This window comes from Paraburkholderia hiiakae, from assembly GCF_904848665.1.
GTDB lineage: Bacteria > Pseudomonadota > Gammaproteobacteria > Burkholderiales > Burkholderiaceae > Paraburkholderia > Paraburkholderia hiiakae.
Map to the genome: position 1 here is coordinate 1 of NZ_CAJHCQ010000046.1, position 17,392 is coordinate 17,392.

Here is a 17,392-nt window from a genome sequence, read left to right on the forward strand (position 1 = left end):
GCCGATGATAGTGCGGATTGCCCGTGTGAAAGTAGGTAATCGTCAGGCTCCTTATGCTGTAACGTCCAGAACCCCGGTCTCTCTCAACGAGAACCGGGGTTCTGGCGTTTGGGCGTCGTAAATCCTGAATTTCGCGCGCTCCACCAGCCTCATCCACTTCCAGCGTAGGGGACGCTGCAAAATGGTTAATTCCGGTGCATCTCGAACTGCTAACTTACATTTGTACCGCATCGACCCGTTTCAGCCAGTCGCCTTTCCTCAAAGCGGCTGCTCAGGATAGTTTGCAATGCTTAAGGCCATTCAATACGTCGGAAACGTCGGAATGGAACCGAAAGCACCTACGTCAGTTGAGACGCTGACCGCTTGCCAACGATCTGCATCGGCTGCTCTTGCTTGCTCCGCCTGACGCGCCAAATGGAAAGCATCGCTTCCAAGCAGAATGTGCGGCGGCACTGTCTCCGTGTCGGCGATCCGGAGAATAACCTGTGCAACTTTGATGGGGTCCCCAGACTCATTGCCCCAATAGCCCTCCAGCTGTTTCACGCTTGCACCGACCGAGGGTTCGTAATCTGGCAATAAGACCGGTCGGTCTGCGTTCGCACGCTTTCCCCAATTGGTACGCATTCCACCCGGCTCAAGCGCGGTAACCTTGACGCCGAACGGTGCAGTCTCCTGCGCCAGACCTTCGGTGAAGCCACCGACGGCCCACTTCGACGCGAAATAGGCCGCGTTGCCCGGGAACGCCGTACGACCACCCAACGAAGAAATCTGAATGATGTGTCCGCTGCGCTGCCGCCGCATGATCGGAAGCGCCGCGCGCGTGAGATTCACGACACCGAAAAAGCACGTCTCGACCAGTCGGCGAAACTCGTTCGAGGGAACCTGCTCGAACGGACGTGTATCCCCGTATCCAGCATTGTTCACGAGCACGTCAAGTCGCCCGAAGCCATCGATCGCTGCATCGACGGCCGCCTGACCTTGAGACTCGTCCGTGACGTCGAGCTCGACTGCCCGGACGTTCGCGCCGTATTGCGCTACCAGTTCGTCCAACTTGCGGACGTTACGGGCGGTCGCGACGACGTGGTTTCCCGCGGCCAAAGCTGCCTCGGCAATAATTCGACCCAGACCGCTCCCGCTTCCAGTAATTAGCCAAACTCTAGACATATTGAATTTCCTTTTCATTAAATGTATGACTAGACAGTCATTTAAATGAGAAAAAATTTATCGCAATGCTTTCCACAGGAACTCGAATGTCGACATGCAGACCTCTTCGGCATGCTTCGGGTTCCGACTCATGAAATCCATCGTCGTGTTCGCCAGGGACTCCACGACTGCTCCGACGAACGCCGAATCCTGACCCCGCAACGCGCCGTGACGGGCAACCTGACGGATCAGGTTGACGGACCGATGGGCGGCAGCAAACCCCGCCATTTTTGTCGATTCGAGTACGTCCTCCGACATGCTTAGCTGGGCGAGAACTCGCCGCTTCTCGCCATTGGCTGCGCCCCACCGAGTCCACCGCGCCCACACGTGCAGCAACTGTTCGCGCTCGTCCCCCGCGTTCGATAGACCATCGTCAACGGTGGAAATCAACTCTTCCTTAATCTCGGTATAGAGCGCGTTGAACAGCTCGACTTTGGTCGGAAAATACGTAAACAGGGAGCCATTAGGCACGCCCGCATCTTTCGCGATGGCGGCCGTAGCTGCCCCCAAGCCTTCGCGGGCGATCAGCTTGATCGCACTATCGATGATCGTCTGGCGGCGCGCCTCACTTTTCGGTCTGGCCATCGCTGGGTCGCTCCAACTTCTTTGATAAGTGTCTGGTCAGTCATTTTATTCATCGCCGGATAGTTGTCAAGCGCTTCGTGTTGGGTATTTCGATTGTGCACGATCCAGCAGAGGGGCTTGAGCGGCAGAAACTGGCCGATATCTTGCTAATGGGGCGCGCTTGTCTGCACCCTGGCTAAAGTTGTTGGCGAACGTCCGCGCTTCGCCTCCCATGCAACGGCCGCCGCCCACCTGAGGGTATCTCAGGCGATGACCTTCTGCTATGCGACAGCCTGCTCGCGTATGCGACGGGCTTCGTCGCGCAGGAACTGCTGGTAATCGTCGAGATCGCCGTCGAAGGGCTCGACACCGCCCTTGGTGACCAGCCAGAACTCGTCACATACGGCGCGCAACAGGGCCCGGTCGTGACTGACCAGCATCACCGTACCTTCGAATTCGTTGAGCGCCATGCCTAGCGCTTCGCGTGTGGCCAGGTCGAGGTGGTTGGTAGGCTCGTCGAGCAGCAGCAGGTTGGGGCGCTGCCACACGATCATGCACAGCACGAGCCGGGCCTTTTCGCCGCCGCTCATCGTGCTAACCGCCTGATGGACCATGTCGCCACTGAAGTTGAAGGTGCCGAGGAAGGTGCGAAGCGATTGTTCGGTGCCACTCTGCCCGGGCGCGCGCATATGCGGCGGCGTGTCTTTGGCAAGGCGGATCATGTGTTCCATCGGCGTGTCGAGCGGGCGCAGCACGTCGAGTTCTTGTTGTGCGAAGTAGCCGATGTTCAGACCTTTGCCTTCGCTGATTTCGCCAGCAATCGGCGCCAGTGCGTGCGCCACCGTCTTCACCAGCGTGGACTTGCCCTGGCCATTGGCACCGAGGATGCCGATGCGCTGCCCGGCCAGCACGGATCGGTTGATGCCCCGCACGATGACCGTGGGCGGCGTGCCCGGCAGTGCGTCGGTCGGCGCCGGGTAGCCGAAGCTCGCGTCCAGCATCGACAACAGCGGGTTGGGGACGTTGAGCGGCTCCTTGAACTCGAAGGTGAACTCTGCGTCGGCAAGCACGGGTGCGATCTTCTCCATGCGTTCGAGCGCCTTGACCCGGCTCTGCGCCTGCTTCGCCTTCGAGGCTTTGGCCTTGAAACGGTCGATGAATTTCTGCAGATGGGCGATCTTGTCCGCCTGCCTGGCCATCGCGGCCTGCTGCAACACGAGCTGCTCAGCGCGCATCTCTTCGAACTTGCTGTAGTTGCCGCCATAACGCACGAGCCTCGCGTTGTCGACGTGCACCGTCACCTGCGTCACCGCGTCGAGGAATTCGCGATCGTGGCTGATCACTACGAGGGTTCCCTGATAGCGTTTGAGCCAGGCCTCCAGCCAGACCAGCGCGTCGAGGTCGAGGTGATTGGTCGGCTCGTCGAGCAGCAGCAGGTCGGATGGGCACATGAGCGCGCGCGCCAGCTGCAGTCGCATGCGCCAGCCGCCGGAGAAACTGTTGACCGGCTGGCTAAGCTGCGCATCACTGAAGCCAAGTCCCAGGATCAGCGCTTTGGCACGTGCGGGAGCATCGTGCGCGCCGGCGTCGTGCAGTTCCATGTAGGCGTGCGCCATGCGCATACCGTCGTCGCTGGCCTCAGCGGCGGCTACTTCGGCCTGCGCGGCCAGCAGCGCGGTGTCACCCTCGACTACGAAGTCGGTCGCGCTCTGCTCGGTCTCCGGCATCTCCTGCGCGACCTGGCCCATCTTCCACGCAGCGGGAATCGAGAACTCGCCGCTATCTTCGTGCAGCGTGCCGTTGAGAAGGCCGAAGAAGGACGACTTGCCGGCGCCATTGCGGCCGACAAGACCAATCTTTTCGCCCGGGGTAAAGGTGATGGACGCGTTGTCGAGTACGACATTGACGCCGCGGCGCAGTGTGAGATTACGGACGGAAATCATAAGGAGCTACTTCGGAGAAGATTGGCATGATAGCCGACCGGACGTGCAGGGCTGTCTTTTTTCTGAGCCGCTTGCGCTTCGCGGCGCCCACCGGCAATAAAGGAAGGCAGGCCTCGGCGCCCCCGGCGTACCGGCTGCGGGGTCAGCGAACATCGCGGTGAATGACGGCGCTTGGGCGCCTGCCGCCCGATGTGGACCGCCATAACCGACTCTGAGCGGCGATTCGCCTTTCAAGGGTTCGAACGGCAGCTTGCAGTGAGATATCGGCTGGCCGTTTTACCCCGCAGGCGCGAAGCGGCATTCACGCAGACGGAAGTCGAGTTGCTGGATCGCCTTGTCATAAGCCTCCTTCGCCGGCCTCATGGCCCAGGCCCATGGGCCTGAGCGGAACGACGCTACAACGCGGTTGGGATGTCGCGTGTCCGACTATAGCTGGGTGGGGATGCGCGGCGCGCCCGCAGAGTGTTCTGTTCTCAGGCAAAACTCGGGCGCCGGGATGTGCAGGTAGAGCGCGCTCCGATCCGTCCGCCGTGGAGCGTTACGATGAATCCGGTGGCACCTCGATCAGCGGTACGTTGTCAACGTTGGCAAGATCTGCGTGAGCGTAGAGACGAAGCGTGCGGTGCGCGCATCTTGCGGACGTACGAAGAGTTCATTCGAGGGCCCGGCCTCGACGATCGCGCCGTCCTTAAGGAAGACAGCATCGTGCGCAACCGAAGCGGCCAGCCGCAAGTCATGCGTCGCCATCAACATGGTCGTGCCTTCCTCGGCAAGTTGCCTCAACACTTCTACGACTTCGGCGGAGAGTTCAGGGTCGAGCGCCGAGGTCGGTTCGTCGCACAGCAGCACATGGGGCGAAGGGGCGAGCGCGCGTGCGATCGCGACGCGCTGCTGCTGACCGCCCGATAGCGTAGATGGCCAGGCGTTCGCCTTCTGTGCGATGCCGACTTTCTCAAGGAGCGTGGCTGCGCGTTCGCGGGCGCGCTCCTTTTCCCATTTGAGCACCGTGACCAGTCCTTCCATCACGTTCTCGATGACGCTCAGGTGCGGAAACAACTGGAAGTTCTGGAACACCATGCCCGTGTGCCGGCGCACCGAAGCAATATCAGTATGCGAGAGCCGGCGTGCGCCGCCGAACTCGACACGGGTGTCGCCCACACTCAGTACGCCGGCGTCGGGCATTTCGAGCAGATTAATGCAGCGCAGCAGCGTACTCTTGCCGCTGCCGGACGGACCGATTAGCGCGGTGACGCTGCCGGACTTGAGCGTAAGGTCGATATCGGACAGAACCCGGTGTTCGCCGAACGACTTGTGGACTTTCTCGATACGAATCATCAACGCCCCGGCGAAAACAATGCATGGCGCCCGTAACGCGCTTCGAGCCGCCCTTGCGCCTGCGAGAGCACGGAGCTGAAAACCATGTAGACAAGGGCAGCCTCGGTATAGAGGATCAGCGGTTCGTATGTCACAGCGGCGATGCGCTGCGCCGCCTGGAAGATTTCCGGCACGGTCAGCACCGCGGCGAGGGACGTGTCCTTCACGAGCGATATGAACGAGTTCGACAGTGCGGGCAACGCCACGCGTAGGGCTTGCGGCAGGATCGCGCGGCGTAATGCCTGCGCGCGCGTCATGTTCATGGAATAGGCGGCTTCCCACTGGCCACGCGGAATCGATTCGATCACGCCGCGAATGACCTCCGCGTTATACGCGCCAACGTTGAGCGAGAAGCCGATGATGGCCGCCGTCAACGGATCGAGGACGATGCCTACGTTGGGCAATCCATAGAAGATCACGAATAGCTGCACGAGCAGCGGCGAGCCGCGAAAAAGCCAGATATAGAAGCGCACGGCGGCGACCGCCCAGCGTTGCCCGAACAGGCGTACCAGCGCCGCGCCGAATGCGAGCACCATGCCGGTTGCAAACGAAGCCAGTGTGAGCGGGACGGTGAAGACCAGTCCCGCGTAAAGCAGTGGCCACAACGATTGCGCCATCAAATGCAGCCATGCCGGCATGGTTCAACTCCGCCTTATTGCGAAACGTCTTTGCCGAAATACTTCTGGGAGATACGGGCGTAGGTGCCGTCGGCCTTGATCTGCGCGAGCGCCTTGTCGATGGCCGCGAGCAGTTCCGGGCTGCCCTTGCGGATCAGTACGCCTGATTGATCGTCGGCGCTCGAGGTGTCGGCGGCCGCGATCTTGAGCTTCGCGTCAGGCTTGTGCTTCTGGAAGTCGAGGAACGAGAGCGAGTCGTTGACGGTGGCATCCACGCGGCCCGAAGTCAGGAGATCGATCGATTCGTTGAAGCCCTGAACCGCCACGACATCCGCGCCATGTGCGGCGGCAAGCTTGCCGAAGTTGCTGGTCAGCGTATTGGCCGACTTCTTGCCCTTCAGGTCGTCGAACGAATGGATGGTCGTATTGTCCGAACGCACGATCAGCACGGCATGCGTGGCGATATAGGGCGTCGAAAAGTCGTACTTCGCCTTGCGCGCATCGGTAATCGAAACCTCGTTGACGACCGCGTCGTAGCGGTTGACGTCGAGGCCCGCGATCAAGCCGTCCCATTTACCCTCGACGAACTGAGGCTTCACGCCGATCCGTTGCGCGATTGCCGTGGCAATGTCGACGTCGAAGCCGGTCAGCTTGCCCGTTTCATCGTGGTAAGTGAACGGCGCATAAGTGCCTTCTGTGCCGACTCGAAACACACCGGATGCCTTGACTTGCGCGAGGTCGTCGGCGGCGAGAGCCGGCGCCGTGGCGACGACTGCGAGGAGCGTGGCAAGGAGGGCGGAGCGGATAGCTTTCATGATTGAAATATTTTGATGTGAGAGGGCAGGTAGCGTCGACGTCAACGCGAGCCGACAGATTCTACGAGGCGCGCGCGTGGCCGCAAAACAGCCACATTCGCTATGCATATGCGCTGGTGGAATATAACGACGAATGCGCCGCCGGCACGGACGCGGCGGATGCTCTTGCGCGCAGCCGGTTAGAAAACTATTCAGGAATGCGACGCACACGGGTTGCCGCGTGCCAGACGGCATGCGCGGCGCGCGGGGTTCCGGGTGGCTTGCCTATGCTGTTATTCCGCGAACGCAAAACTGCCTTCGGCGGAAATCGCGGCGGGCCGGAAGCGCCCGTTCGGCACTTCCCAGGCGCGCAGCGTTTCGTTCAACTGTGCGGGGTCTCCGGGGCGGCCTATCGCCAGAGCGGCTTCAATGGCTGGATGGGCGCGAGAGGCAGACCGCGAGGCCGCACATGGGCGGCCCCTCGATGCGACGAGTATAGGATCGCCCTACAGACCACCTGACTTATTTGCTTTGGATTGCTTATGAACACTACGATGAAGCGTGTCCGCCCGTGCGCGTGTCGTTGCTCGCGGGCCAGAACAGCAGCGCGCGCAATTCGATGCTGCGTCGCGCAGGCGCGTCAACCGGACTAGTTGGATCTTCGAACGCGGTGTGAGCCGTGAGCCGAGCGGTGCCATCCTCCAGCGAATCGTAGATCTTCAGCAGCAGGACTTCGTCGGGACGCAGGCGCGGAAAGAAGAACCAGCGATGCTGCGGGTTCGCGAGAAACGAATACGTCTCGCCGGTCTTGTCGCGGTAGACGAGATCGCTCGGCACGAGATCGTCGGCCGTAATCGAGCGCGCGTCGCACAGCGCGAGCGGAAGTTGCTCCACCACGCTGAGTGGCCGCCACAGATTGACGATCGCAAAGCGATGCCGGAGCCGTTGTTGCGCCTCTTCGGCGTCGAGATGCTCGCGCACGCGGCGCGGTCCGGAAACGAAGGTCTGATCGTTGTGCACGCGCCGCACAGGCTCGCGAAGCGCGGCATTCGCGCGTGACCCGGTTTCGCTGTCGCGAAGCGTATGGTCGAAGATGACGACCTTTTCCGCCCCCGTGATGTCGCGCAATAACGCCTCCGCTTCGGGACGGTAAGCGAGTCGTATCAGGCTGTCATCGCTGAAGTCGTTCACTGCACTGCGATGCGAGACGAGCTGGAAGCCGTTGCGGTCGAGCGAGATTTCCCCGGCCTCCGCGAGCGGGCGCGCGTTGCGGATCGTCACGCGTCGCGGATCGAGTGAACCCGAATTCCACGGCGTTCCCGCGGGCGGTTCGAACGTGTAGTTAACGGGCCTCGTGTTGCCTCGTGCGAGATAGTTGAGTTCCGCCTCAACGGCAGACGTTCGCGCGGAGGCTCGAGGCGCCGATAGTACCGTGCTCATAAGTTATCCAGATCAAAACGGTTCACGCCATGGGCGCAGGTCCAGTTCCCGTGCCAAGGCGCTGCGCCGAGGCCGGCGCTCGCACCCACCCCGCCAATCCATGCGATCGGTGTGGAAATAGAAGAAAAACGTTCACTCTTGACGTTTCCACGCTAGTTGCCGCGCGCGCTTTTTGAAAAGAATGAAACGTCATATGGTTATTCGCACCGAGACTTGACGATGCATCGGTAGCGCAGCAGGCCTCGGTGTTTGCAGCACCAGCGGCGATCGTGTCGAATCAGGAATGCTGTGAAAGAAACGGCGTAGCGGGAGTCCCGCTGAGGTCGAAGCGGCATGATTTTGGGTGCGCAGATATCTCGCTTCGCGCGCAAAAGCAAATCTCTTTTTCTCCGTTCCCGTTCGCTATCGAGCGCCGTACTATCGCCAGTTCCACAACAACGAAGACGGGGAGTGCGCGTGATACGGAACAGCTTGAAGTCGTGGATCGCAAAGGTGGGCCTGGCGATGTTCGCGATGGCGTGGGGTACCCATACGATGGCCGAGCCCAACCGCGGGGGCACGCTCACCTGGATTGTGACGCCCGAGCCGGCATCGATCGTGCCTTTGACGACCACGGCAGGCGGCAATGCGGAGATTGGGCCGAAGGTTGTCGAAGGGCTGCTCACCTACAACAAGGATCTCAACCCCCAACCGCTGCTCGCGACGGCTTGGTCGATCAGCGCAGACGGGTTGCAATATCGGTTCACGCTGCGCCACGGCGTACGCTGGCACGATGGCCAGCCGTTCACGTCTGCCGATGTCGCGTTCTCGATCCTGACGCTCAAGCAGGTGAATCCGCGCGGGCGCAGCACCTTCGCGAATGTGGTCGACGTCAAGACCCCGGACCCGTACACCGCCATCATCGAACTCTCGAAGCCTGCGCCGTTCCTGTTGACGGCGCTCTCGGGCTCCGAGTCGCCGATCATCCCGAAGCACGTTTACGAGGGTACGGACATTCTGTCGAACCCGCGCAATAGCGCGCCGATCGGCACCGGGCCATTCGTATTCAAGGAGTTCGCGCCCGGCGACCACATCCTGCTGGTTCGTAATCCTGATTACTGGGACAAGCCGAAGCCTTATGTCGACAGAATCGTCATCCGTTTCATTCCAGACGCCGGTGCGCGAGCCGCGGCCCTCGAATCCGGCGCCGCCAATCTCGGCGATCAGGCTATTGCGCTCGCGGACGTCAAGCGTTTCGGCACGCTGCCGAATTTTCACGTCGATACGACTAACTGGCCCTACGTCAGCAATCACCAGCAGCTGATCTTCAATCTGGACACGCCGGTGCTCAAGGACAAGGCGGTGCGCAAGGCGATTTCGCAGGCCGTCGATGTGAATGCGTTGAACCGCGTGGTCTGGTATGGCTACGGCACGGTGTCCGCGGCCGCGATCGGCGCGGCGAACACGAAGTATCACGACGCCGGTATCCACTACTTTCCCTACGATGTCGCGCAGGCCAACGCCGCGCTGGACGCGGCGGGGCTGAAGCGGGGCCCGGATGGCAAGCGCTTTTCGTTGCGGCTGCTCTACAACCCGTTCCAGGACCCGCGTGCCGCCGACTTCGTACGCCAGTCACTTGCGCGCATTGGCATTGACGCCCAGATTCAGAGCTATGACTTTGCCACGTACGTGAAGAAGGCCTATACGGATCGCGCATTCGACATCACGCTCGAGGCGCTCTCGAACACGTTCGACCCGACCGTTGGCGTACAGCGCGTTTTCTGGTCGAAGAACTTCAAGATTGGCTTGCCGTTCTCGAACGCCGCTCACTATGCGAATCCGGAGGTCGACCAACTGCTCGAGGCCGCTTCGGTCGAAACCGATCCGGACAAGCGCCGCCAGTTGTTCATCCGCTTTCAACAGATCGTGCACGACGACATTCCGTCGATCGAGTTCGGCGCGAATCCGAACATCACGATCGTTTCCACCAAGGTGAAGAATTACGCACCCACTGGCGAGGGGCTGCGCGGCAATTTCTCCGACCTTTATATCGTTCCCTGATCGGCGGGCGCGCAGCCCGGCTTTTCTGCGATCGCTCCCGAACTGGCGCAATTGCATCTGACATGTATGCGCATTTGGATAGCATTTTTAGTTGGTTGGAAGCGCGAGACGTTGCCCGCATAGTGGAATCCAGATGGCTAAAGGCGGCAGCCCGTGAAAGGTTCTGTTGGGTGCCGCCAACATGACATGGAGGCACTGATGACAGTGGAATTGCAGGAAAAGCCGCTGCACGCGGATCTCGAAGCGGCGCGCGGCAACGCGCAGGCGGCCGGGCTGCCCTATGCGGGAAGTGTGACGCCGCAGCAGGCGTGGGCGCTCCACCAGGCGGATGAAGCGGTACTCGTGGATGTGCGCACCAGCGAGGAGCGCAAGTTCGTCGGCCACGTGCCCGATACCTTACATGTTGCCTGGGCTACCGGAACGAGCTTCACGCGCAACCCACGCTTCGTGCGCGAGTTGGAGGCGAAGACGGGTAAAGGCGTCGCGGTCGTGCTGCTGTGCCGCAGCGGCAACCGCTCTGCGCAGGCCGCAGAGGCGGCCGCCAAGGCGGGCTTTGCACATGTGTTCAACGTAGCCGAAGGCTTCGAAGGCGAACTGGACGAGGCGGGGCATCGCGGCTCGAGCAACGGCTGGCGTTTTCATGGCCTGCCGTGGGTGCAGGACTAGAAGGGACTGCCCTCCGCGCGCCGGATCATTCAAACGGACAACGAAGAGAGAACTGGCGTGACTGTATTTCATGTAGCTGAGATCGTCGACGCGCTACAGGGCGTGCGACAACAATGGCGCGAACTACAGCGGCGCGCGCTGGAGCCGGGAGGGCGCGACCTGCCGGCGCGCGAAGCGCTGGCCGAGGTCATCGAAACGCTCAAGGGTGTGCTGTTCCCCATGCGGCTCGGGCCGCCGGATCTGCGCCAGGAGAGCGAGAACTTCTACGTTGGCCACGCACTCGACGCAGCGCTGCACGCACTGCTCGCGCAGGCGCGCCTCGAGCTGCGCTACAAGGCGCGACATGCTCAGGCCGACTCCGGCGAGATCGATGCGCGCGCGCTGGCTGCCGTGCGCGCATTCGCCCAGCGCTTGCCCGCTATCCGTGCACTGCTCGACACCGACGTGCTTGCCGCGTTCAATGGCGACCCCGCCGCGGGCAGCGTGGACGAGGTGCTGCTTTGCTACCCCGGCGTGCTCGCCATCACGCATCACCGGCTTGCGCACGAGTTGTATCGGCTCGGGCTGCCGCTGCTCGCGCGCATTATTTCGGAGTTGGCGCACGCCGCCACGGGCATCGACATCCATCCGGGCGCGCAGATCGGCAGCGCGTTCTTCATCGATCATGGCACGGGCGTCGTGATCGGAGAAACCGCGATCATCGGTGAGAGGGTTCGCGTGTATCAGGCCGTGACACTCGGTGCGAAACGGTTTCCACGCGACGCGGCTGGCAATCTCGAGAAGGGCCTGGCTCGCCATCCCATTGTCGAAGACGATGTCGTGATCTACGCAGGCGCCACGATTCTCGGGCGCGTCACGCTCGGCCGCGGCACCGTCATCGGCGGGAACGTCTGGCTGACCGAGAACGTGCCGCCCGGCGCTCACGTCACCCAGGCGATCTCGCGCCACGAAACGCGCGCGCCGCTTGCGGGCGCTCCCGCCGAGGCCGGGACGCCCGCGTCGTTTGCGATGACAGCGGACGCACCGCGATGAGCGCCATCGTTCACGACTTCGGCGCCACCGTGCGGCGTTTGCGCGAGGCGCACGCATGGTCGCAGGAGCGGCTCGCCGAGCATGCCGGGCTGAACCGCACCTATGTCGGCGAAATCGAGCGCGGTACGGCCATCGCTTCGATCGTCACGGTGGAAAAGCTCGCACACGCGCTGGGTGTGAGCATCGGCGAGTTGCTCGTTGGCGGGGTGGCTGGCGTGGCGAGCGCCGTCGCGCTGCCAGGCCGCACCCTGAGGCAGTAAGCGCTTCTTTCCGATGTTTTCTTGTGCCACACGACATCGCACGGCTGCCGCCTGCCGCTGTTCGGCTGCACGTCTTGCTGTCCCTTGACGCCTATAGCCGGTTGAACCGCGCATAAGGGCTTCCCATAATCTGCTGTCCTCATAAGCAATGCAGTTTTCGTTATAAGTAACCGGAGCCCTCCTACATGTCCACGACTCTGAGCGGCCAGAACGCGCTTGGCGATAACGCCGCGCGGCAACTGGCGAATGCCACCAAGACCGTCCCGCAGCTTTCCACGATCACGCCGCGCTGGCTTACGCACCTGCTGCAATGGGTGCCGGTCGAAGCAGGCATCTATCGTCTGAATCGCGTTAAGGATCCCGAAGCAGTGCGCGCAACCTGCACGGCGCGCGAAGACGAAGGCACGCTGCCCACGACGTTCGTGCCGTACGAAGAGCAGCCGCGCGAGTATTTCCTCAATGCGGTGAGCACGGTGCTCGACGTTCACACGCGTATCTCCGACCTCTATAGCAGTCCGCACGACCAGATCAAGGAGCAGCTGCGACTCACGATCGAGACGATCAAGGAGTTGCAGGAAAGCCAGCTCATCAATAATCCCGACTACGGCCTGCTGGCGAACGTCGAGGAAGAGCAACGCATCTTCCCGCTCACAGGCGCGCCCACACCCGACGATCTCGACGAACTGCTCACGAAAGTCTGGAAGGAGCCCGCGTTCTTCCTCACGCATCCGCTAGCGATCGCGGCGTTTGGCCGCGAATGCACGCGCCGCGGGGTGCCGCCGCCGACGGTCAGCCTGTTCGGCTCGCAGTTCCTCACGTGGCGCGGCATTCCGCTGATTCCGTCCGACAAGGTGCCGGTCGCCGACGGCAAGACCAAGATCCTGCTGCTGCGCGTGGGCGACAAGCGCCAGGGCGTGGTGGGCCTGTATCAACCCGGTGTGGCAGGCGAGCAGGGGCCGGGGCTCTCGGTGCGCTTCATGGGCATCAACAATCAGGCGATCGCGTCGTACCTGATCTCCCTGTATTGCTCGCTCGCGGTCCATTCGCCGGATGCGCTGGCTGTCCTCGATGACGTGGAGATCGGCAAGTACCATGACTACCCTGACACCTACCGTTAATCCGGCGGCGCTGCCGCAAGCGGGTGCGCACGCTCCGCTGCCGGGCGGACTGCCGGACCCGGCGACGCTCGCGCGGCTCGCCAACGAGTTCTTCAGTACGCTGCCTGGCAGTGCGGGGGCGCCGGGCGTGGCGGCCGGCAGCGGCGCGGTGGGCGGCGTGCCTTCCGCGTTGCCGGCGGCCGCGCCGATACTCGCCTCGCTCAGCAATCCCGCGCCGGCGGGCTCGCCGCTCGCGGGGCCTGGCGGCACAGGCACTGGCGTGCCGGGCCTGGAACTGCCGCAAGGCAAGGTGCCGGGCGCCAATCTCGCGCCTTCCGCGCCGACACATGTACTCGCGCTCGGCAACCGCGCGCCCGCGCTTGCGCCGCACGCGGCCGCTGCGAACGGCCTGCCGGACAACGCGGTATCGATCGCGCCTGCGCTGGAGCCGCGCGTGGGCGGCGCGCTGCTTGGCGTGCCGCAGGCGTATGCGGCGGCCGAGCCCGCCGGACCAGTACCCGCCGCCGAGGCCAAAGCCGGGGCCGGCGAGCGCTCGCCGTTCTATTTCACGGATTCGGCTGGGCACGGCTGGCAACGCGAGGCTCAGGAGATCGTGGTGCCCGCGCATGGCCGCGCCGCGCCGGAGACATTCGGACTGCCAGGTGACGAATCGCTACATGGGCTGCTCACGCTCAATCGTCCGGAGTACGGCGCGCACGACGGTGCAGGCCGCTACTTTCTGGCGGGGCGGGAAAACGCCACGGCCCAAGGCGACGTGGCGCGCAGCGCCCATCCGCCGTTCGACGTCAATGCGGTGCGTCGCGACTTTCCGATCCTGCAGGAGCGCGTGAACGGCAAGCAACTGGTCTGGTTCGACAATGCTGCCACGACGCACAAGCCGCAGGCCGTCATCGACCGGCTCGCGTACTTTTACTCGCATGAGAACTCGAACATTCACCGCGCCGCGCATGCACTGGCCGCGCGCGCAACCGACGCCTACGAGCATGCGCGCAAAACGGTGCAGCGCTTCATCGGCGCCGCAGCGCCCGAGGAGATCGTGTTCGTGCGCGGCACGACGGAGGCGATCAACCTGATCGCGAAGTCGTGGGGCGTGCAGAACGTCGGCGAAGGCGACGAGATCATCGTCTCGCATCTCGAACACCACGCGAACATCGTGCCCTGGCAGCAGCTCGCGGCGCTTAAGGGTGCGAAGCTGCGCGTGATTCCCGTCGACGACTCGGGCCAGGTGCTGCTCGACGAGTATCGCAAGCTGCTCAACGACCGCACGAAAATCGTTTCGGTGACGCAGGTATCGAACGCGCTCGGCACGGTGGTGCCGGTGCAGGAAATCGTGGAACTCGCGCATCGCGCGGGCGCGCGAGCGCTCGTCGATGGCGCCCAGTCGATCTCGCACATGCGGGTGGATGTGCAGGCGCTCGACGCCGACTTCTTCGTGTTTTCGGGCCACAAGATCTACGGGCCGACCGGTATCGGCGTCGTGTACGGCAAACGCGAGGTGCTCGAAGCCATGCCGCCGTGGCAAGGCGGCGGCAACATGATCCAGGACGTCACGTTCGAAAAAACTGTGTTCCATGGGGCGCCCGCGCGCTTCGAAGCCGGCACCGGCAATATTGCCGATGCCGTCGGGCTTGGTGCGGCGCTCGACTACGTGAGCCGTATCGGCATCGAGAACATCGCGCGGTACGAGCACGACCTGCTTGCGTATGCAACGAGCGTGCTTGCACCGGTGCCGGGCGTGCGTCTCGTCGGTACGGCGCGCGACAAGGCAAGCGTGCTCTCGTTCGTGCTGAAGGGCTATACGACCGAGGAGGTAGGGCAGGCGTTGAGCCGCGAAGGCATTGCCGTACGCGCCGGGCATCACTGCGCGCAGCCGATATTGCGACGCTTCGGCCTCGAAGCGACCGTTCGGCCATCACTTGCGTTCTACAACACCTGCGCGGAGGTCGATGCGCTGGTATCTGTCGTCCGCGCTCTGGCGCCGCGCCAGTAACACAACCGCGGGGCCCCAGGCGCCCCGCGGTTTCTCCTTGTTGCGCGGGTTGTCCTGTGGCCCGCGCATCCATCCTCTCCATCGTCGCGCCCGCAAACTGCGAGCCGCGTCACCGCCATATTCATAGCCGCGCTCGCGAGATATCCATCTGCCAATTCGTTATTGGAGCGCCTCTCGCGGGCTTTCTATACTGGGCTTCCCATCAGCACTCGCACGTGGCGAGTGCCAATCTCATCGAGAGCACTTCGGAGAAAGGCGCCCATGAGCCTGCGCCCCTTGCATGATCGTGTGATCGTCAAACGACTCGACCAGGAAACCCGTACTGCATCGGGCCTCGTCATTCCCGACAGCGCCGCCGAAAAGCCCGATCAGGGCGAAGTGCTCGCCGTCAGACCTGGCCGCCACGACAGCGACGGCCGCCGCGTTCTTTAGCTGGCATGAGTTACGCGCACCGCGCTGCAAAACGCCGCTTCCGTGGCAGGGCTGCTACTCACGACCGATGCGACGGTGCACGAGGCGCCCAAAGCCGCCACGGCGGCGGCTCCGGCGGCGCCGATCTCGGCTTCTCGGCTGCTTACCGGGCTACGGGGGAGGCCGCGGAAGGACGGCGTGGTCGTCGCAGTCAGCCTTACCGGGTTGGCGAGCGCGTGTGTCAGCCTCGTCTAGATTCGCCTCTCCGACGACTATCTCGCGATTGTCACGCTCGGCGCAGCGGAATGTCCGAGGCTCGTGGTCATCCACGAAGAATGGCTCACGCGCCGCCATTCAGCTCCCGGAAATCTCTCCGCGAGCAGGTGAAGCCAGAAACCACACCGAACAAGGACGAAAACCTGATCTGCCCCGATCAGCCGATGTGGTGCAGATCGATCTTCCTGACATCGGTCCATCGGAAGACCCGGATGGGCCGCCCCCCGATCCCAACATCGACACCGGCCACGAAGGTGGCAAGATGTAGCCGAAGCGCTCGAATCAAAGTGCTGGTCCGTGCCGGAGGACAAGATGGGTGCGTCACCTGCGCCAATGAACCCGCCGGACGAAACTATTCTCCCTGTCGTGCGCTTTCGCGTACGCGCGCCGATCGACGGCCCAATGCTGCTTATGGCACGCCGGCGACCAGCGCGCGATTTCGCTCAACCCACATTATCAGGAGCGGAACATGCAACTCGGAATGATTGGACTGGGCCGTATGGGCGCCGACATGGCGCGGCGGCTTTCGAAAGGCGGCCAGCAGTGCATCGTGTTCGATGTCCAGCCAGCAGCGGTGCAGCGCCTCCAGCAGGAAGGAATGGTCGGCGCGTCGTCGCTCGACGATCTGGTCGCCAGGCTGGCGAAGCCGCGAGCGGTGTGGTTGATGGTGCCGGCCGCCGTTGTCGATTCAACGCTCGAAAAGCTGGTGCCGCTGCTGGAGCCCGGCGATATCGTGATCGACGGAGGCAACTCTCACTACCACGATGACATCCGCCGCGGCGGCGAGCTCGGCGCGCGAAAACTGCATTACGTCGATGTTGGCACGAGCGGCGGCGTCGCGGGCCGTGAACGCGGCTATTGCCTGATGATTGGCGGCGAGAAAGACATCGTGAAGCATCTCGAACCTGTGTTTGTAGCGCTCGCGCCGGGCGTCGCTGCCGCGCAGCGCACTGCCGGGCGTCAGGAGGACGACAGCACGGCCGAGCAAGGCTTCCTGCACTGCGGGCCGCAAGGTGCGGGCCATTTCGTCAAGATGGTCCACAACGGCATCGAATACGGAATGATGGCCGCGTATGCGGAGGGGATGAACATCTTGCATCACGCGAACGCGGGCAACCAGTCGCGCGAAATCGATGCGGAAACGTCGCCGCTGCGCGATCCGCAGTTCTATCGGTACGACCTGAATCTGGGCGATATCGCCGAAGTCTGGAGGCGCGGCAGCGTGATCAGCTCGTGGCTGCTTGACCTGATCACGGGTACGTTGTCGCGCGACGGCGATTTGAAAGACTATGCGGGCCGTGTGTCGGACTCAGGTGAGGGCCGTTGGACGATCGATGCCGCAATCGACGAAGGCGTGCCCGCGCCGGTGCTGAGTGCCGCGCTTTTTTCGCGCTTCACGTCGCGCGGCGAAGCGGACTTCGCGAATCGCGTGCTCTCTGCGATGCGCAAGGACTTTGGCGGTCATGCGGAAAAATCAGGTTCTTCGACTGGGTAACGGGGTGATGGCCGGGCGCTACGGGCAATTCAAAAGGGAACATTTCAAAAAAGCCCTAACAATTAATGTCATGGCCAGATAGAGATGTCTGGTCTCCGGCTCAATAGAAATGTCCGGTTTTAGAGAGGTTTGCTTCTGTCTTTCCCGGGTTTGATCTCCATTCCGTGTT

The 17,392-nt window shown here is 62.8% G+C and carries 14 protein-coding genes and 2 pseudogenes; 9 read left to right on the plus strand and 7 right to left on the minus strand.

What is annotated here, in order from left to right:
- Positions 1-300: 300 nt before the first annotated feature.
- The 7 genes from JMY28_RS38505 to JMY28_RS38535 form a co-directional block, all read right to left on the minus strand.
- On the minus strand, positions 301-1,164 hold the full coding sequence (locus JMY28_RS38505; protein ID WP_201701102.1) for an SDR family NAD(P)-dependent oxidoreductase: 864 nt from the start codon (positions 1,162-1,164) through the stop codon (positions 301-303).
- Between the two features lie 57 nt (positions 1,165-1,221).
- On the minus strand, positions 1,222-1,788 hold the full coding sequence (locus JMY28_RS38510) for a TetR/AcrR family transcriptional regulator (RefSeq protein WP_201701103.1): 567 nt from the start codon (positions 1,786-1,788) through the stop codon (positions 1,222-1,224).
- A gap of 260 nt (positions 1,789-2,048) precedes the next feature.
- The gene (locus JMY28_RS38515) at positions 2,049-3,710 is read right to left on the minus strand and encodes an ABC-F family ATP-binding cassette domain-containing protein (RefSeq protein WP_201701104.1); all 1,662 of its coding nucleotides are present in this window, start codon (positions 3,708-3,710) and stop codon (positions 2,049-2,051) included.
- 564 nt (positions 3,711-4,274) lie between these two features.
- Entirely contained in the window at positions 4,275-5,045 is a 771-nt protein-coding gene (locus tag JMY28_RS38520; protein ID WP_201701105.1) for an amino acid ABC transporter ATP-binding protein, read from the minus strand.
- Entirely contained in the window at positions 5,045-5,722 is a 678-nt protein-coding gene (locus JMY28_RS38525) for an amino acid ABC transporter permease (RefSeq protein WP_201701106.1), read from the minus strand. Before JMY28_RS38525 ends, JMY28_RS38520 begins: the two co-directional genes overlap by 1 nt.
- A gap of 14 nt (positions 5,723-5,736) precedes the next feature.
- Positions 5,737-6,516, minus strand: a complete 780-nt coding sequence (locus JMY28_RS38530) for an amino acid ABC transporter substrate-binding protein (protein WP_201701107.1) — start codon at positions 6,514-6,516, stop codon at positions 5,737-5,739.
- A gap of 528 nt (positions 6,517-7,044) precedes the next feature.
- Positions 7,045-7,935, minus strand: coding sequence for a CmcJ/NvfI family oxidoreductase (locus tag JMY28_RS38535; protein WP_201701108.1), 891 nt, complete (start codon positions 7,933-7,935; stop codon positions 7,045-7,047).
- 504 nt (positions 7,936-8,439) lie between these two features.
- Here JMY28_RS38535 and JMY28_RS38540 point away from each other — a divergent pair.
- The 9 genes and pseudogenes from JMY28_RS38540 (at position 8,440) to gnd (ending at position 17,223) form a co-directional block, all read left to right on the plus strand.
- Positions 8,440-9,975, plus strand: a complete 1,536-nt coding sequence (locus JMY28_RS38540; protein WP_201701115.1) for an ABC transporter substrate-binding protein — start codon at positions 8,440-8,442, stop codon at positions 9,973-9,975.
- Positions 9,976-10,173: 198 nt separating this feature from the next.
- Positions 10,174-10,641: a rhodanese-like domain-containing protein gene (locus JMY28_RS38545; RefSeq protein WP_201701109.1), complete on the plus strand. Its 468-nt coding sequence runs from the start codon at positions 10,174-10,176 to the stop codon at positions 10,639-10,641.
- Positions 10,642-10,698: 57 nt separating this feature from the next.
- A complete protein-coding gene (gene epsC, locus JMY28_RS38550; RefSeq protein WP_201701110.1) occupies positions 10,699-11,673 on the plus strand; it encodes a serine O-acetyltransferase EpsC in 975 nt (324 codons plus the stop codon).
- A complete protein-coding gene (locus JMY28_RS38555; protein ID WP_201701111.1) occupies positions 11,670-11,933 on the plus strand; it encodes a helix-turn-helix domain-containing protein in 264 nt (87 codons plus the stop codon). Before epsC ends, JMY28_RS38555 begins: the two co-directional genes overlap by 4 nt.
- Positions 11,934-12,118: 185 nt before the next feature.
- On the plus strand, positions 12,119-13,051 hold the full coding sequence (locus JMY28_RS38560) for a family 2A encapsulin nanocompartment shell protein (RefSeq protein ID WP_028213917.1): 933 nt from the start codon (positions 12,119-12,121) through the stop codon (positions 13,049-13,051).
- Positions 13,026-15,041, plus strand: a complete 2,016-nt coding sequence (locus tag JMY28_RS38565) for a family 2A encapsulin nanocompartment cargo protein cysteine desulfurase (protein WP_201701112.1) — start codon at positions 13,026-13,028, stop codon at positions 15,039-15,041. The genes JMY28_RS38560 and JMY28_RS38565 overlap by 26 nt, the downstream gene beginning before the upstream one ends.
- Before the next feature lie 261 nt (positions 15,042-15,302).
- Positions 15,303-15,467: pseudogene (locus tag JMY28_RS38570) on the plus strand (co-chaperone GroES); the annotation flags it as partial.
- Positions 15,468-15,482: 15 nt separating this feature from the next.
- Positions 15,483-15,707, plus strand: a pseudogene (locus JMY28_RS39630) (hypothetical protein); the annotation flags it as partial.
- A 490-nt stretch (positions 15,708-16,197) separates the two neighbouring features.
- Positions 16,198-17,223, plus strand: coding sequence for a phosphogluconate dehydrogenase (NAD(+)-dependent, decarboxylating) (gnd, locus tag JMY28_RS38575; RefSeq protein WP_201701114.1), 1,026 nt, complete (start codon positions 16,198-16,200; stop codon positions 17,221-17,223).
- The last annotated feature ends 169 nt before the right edge of the window (positions 17,224-17,392 follow it).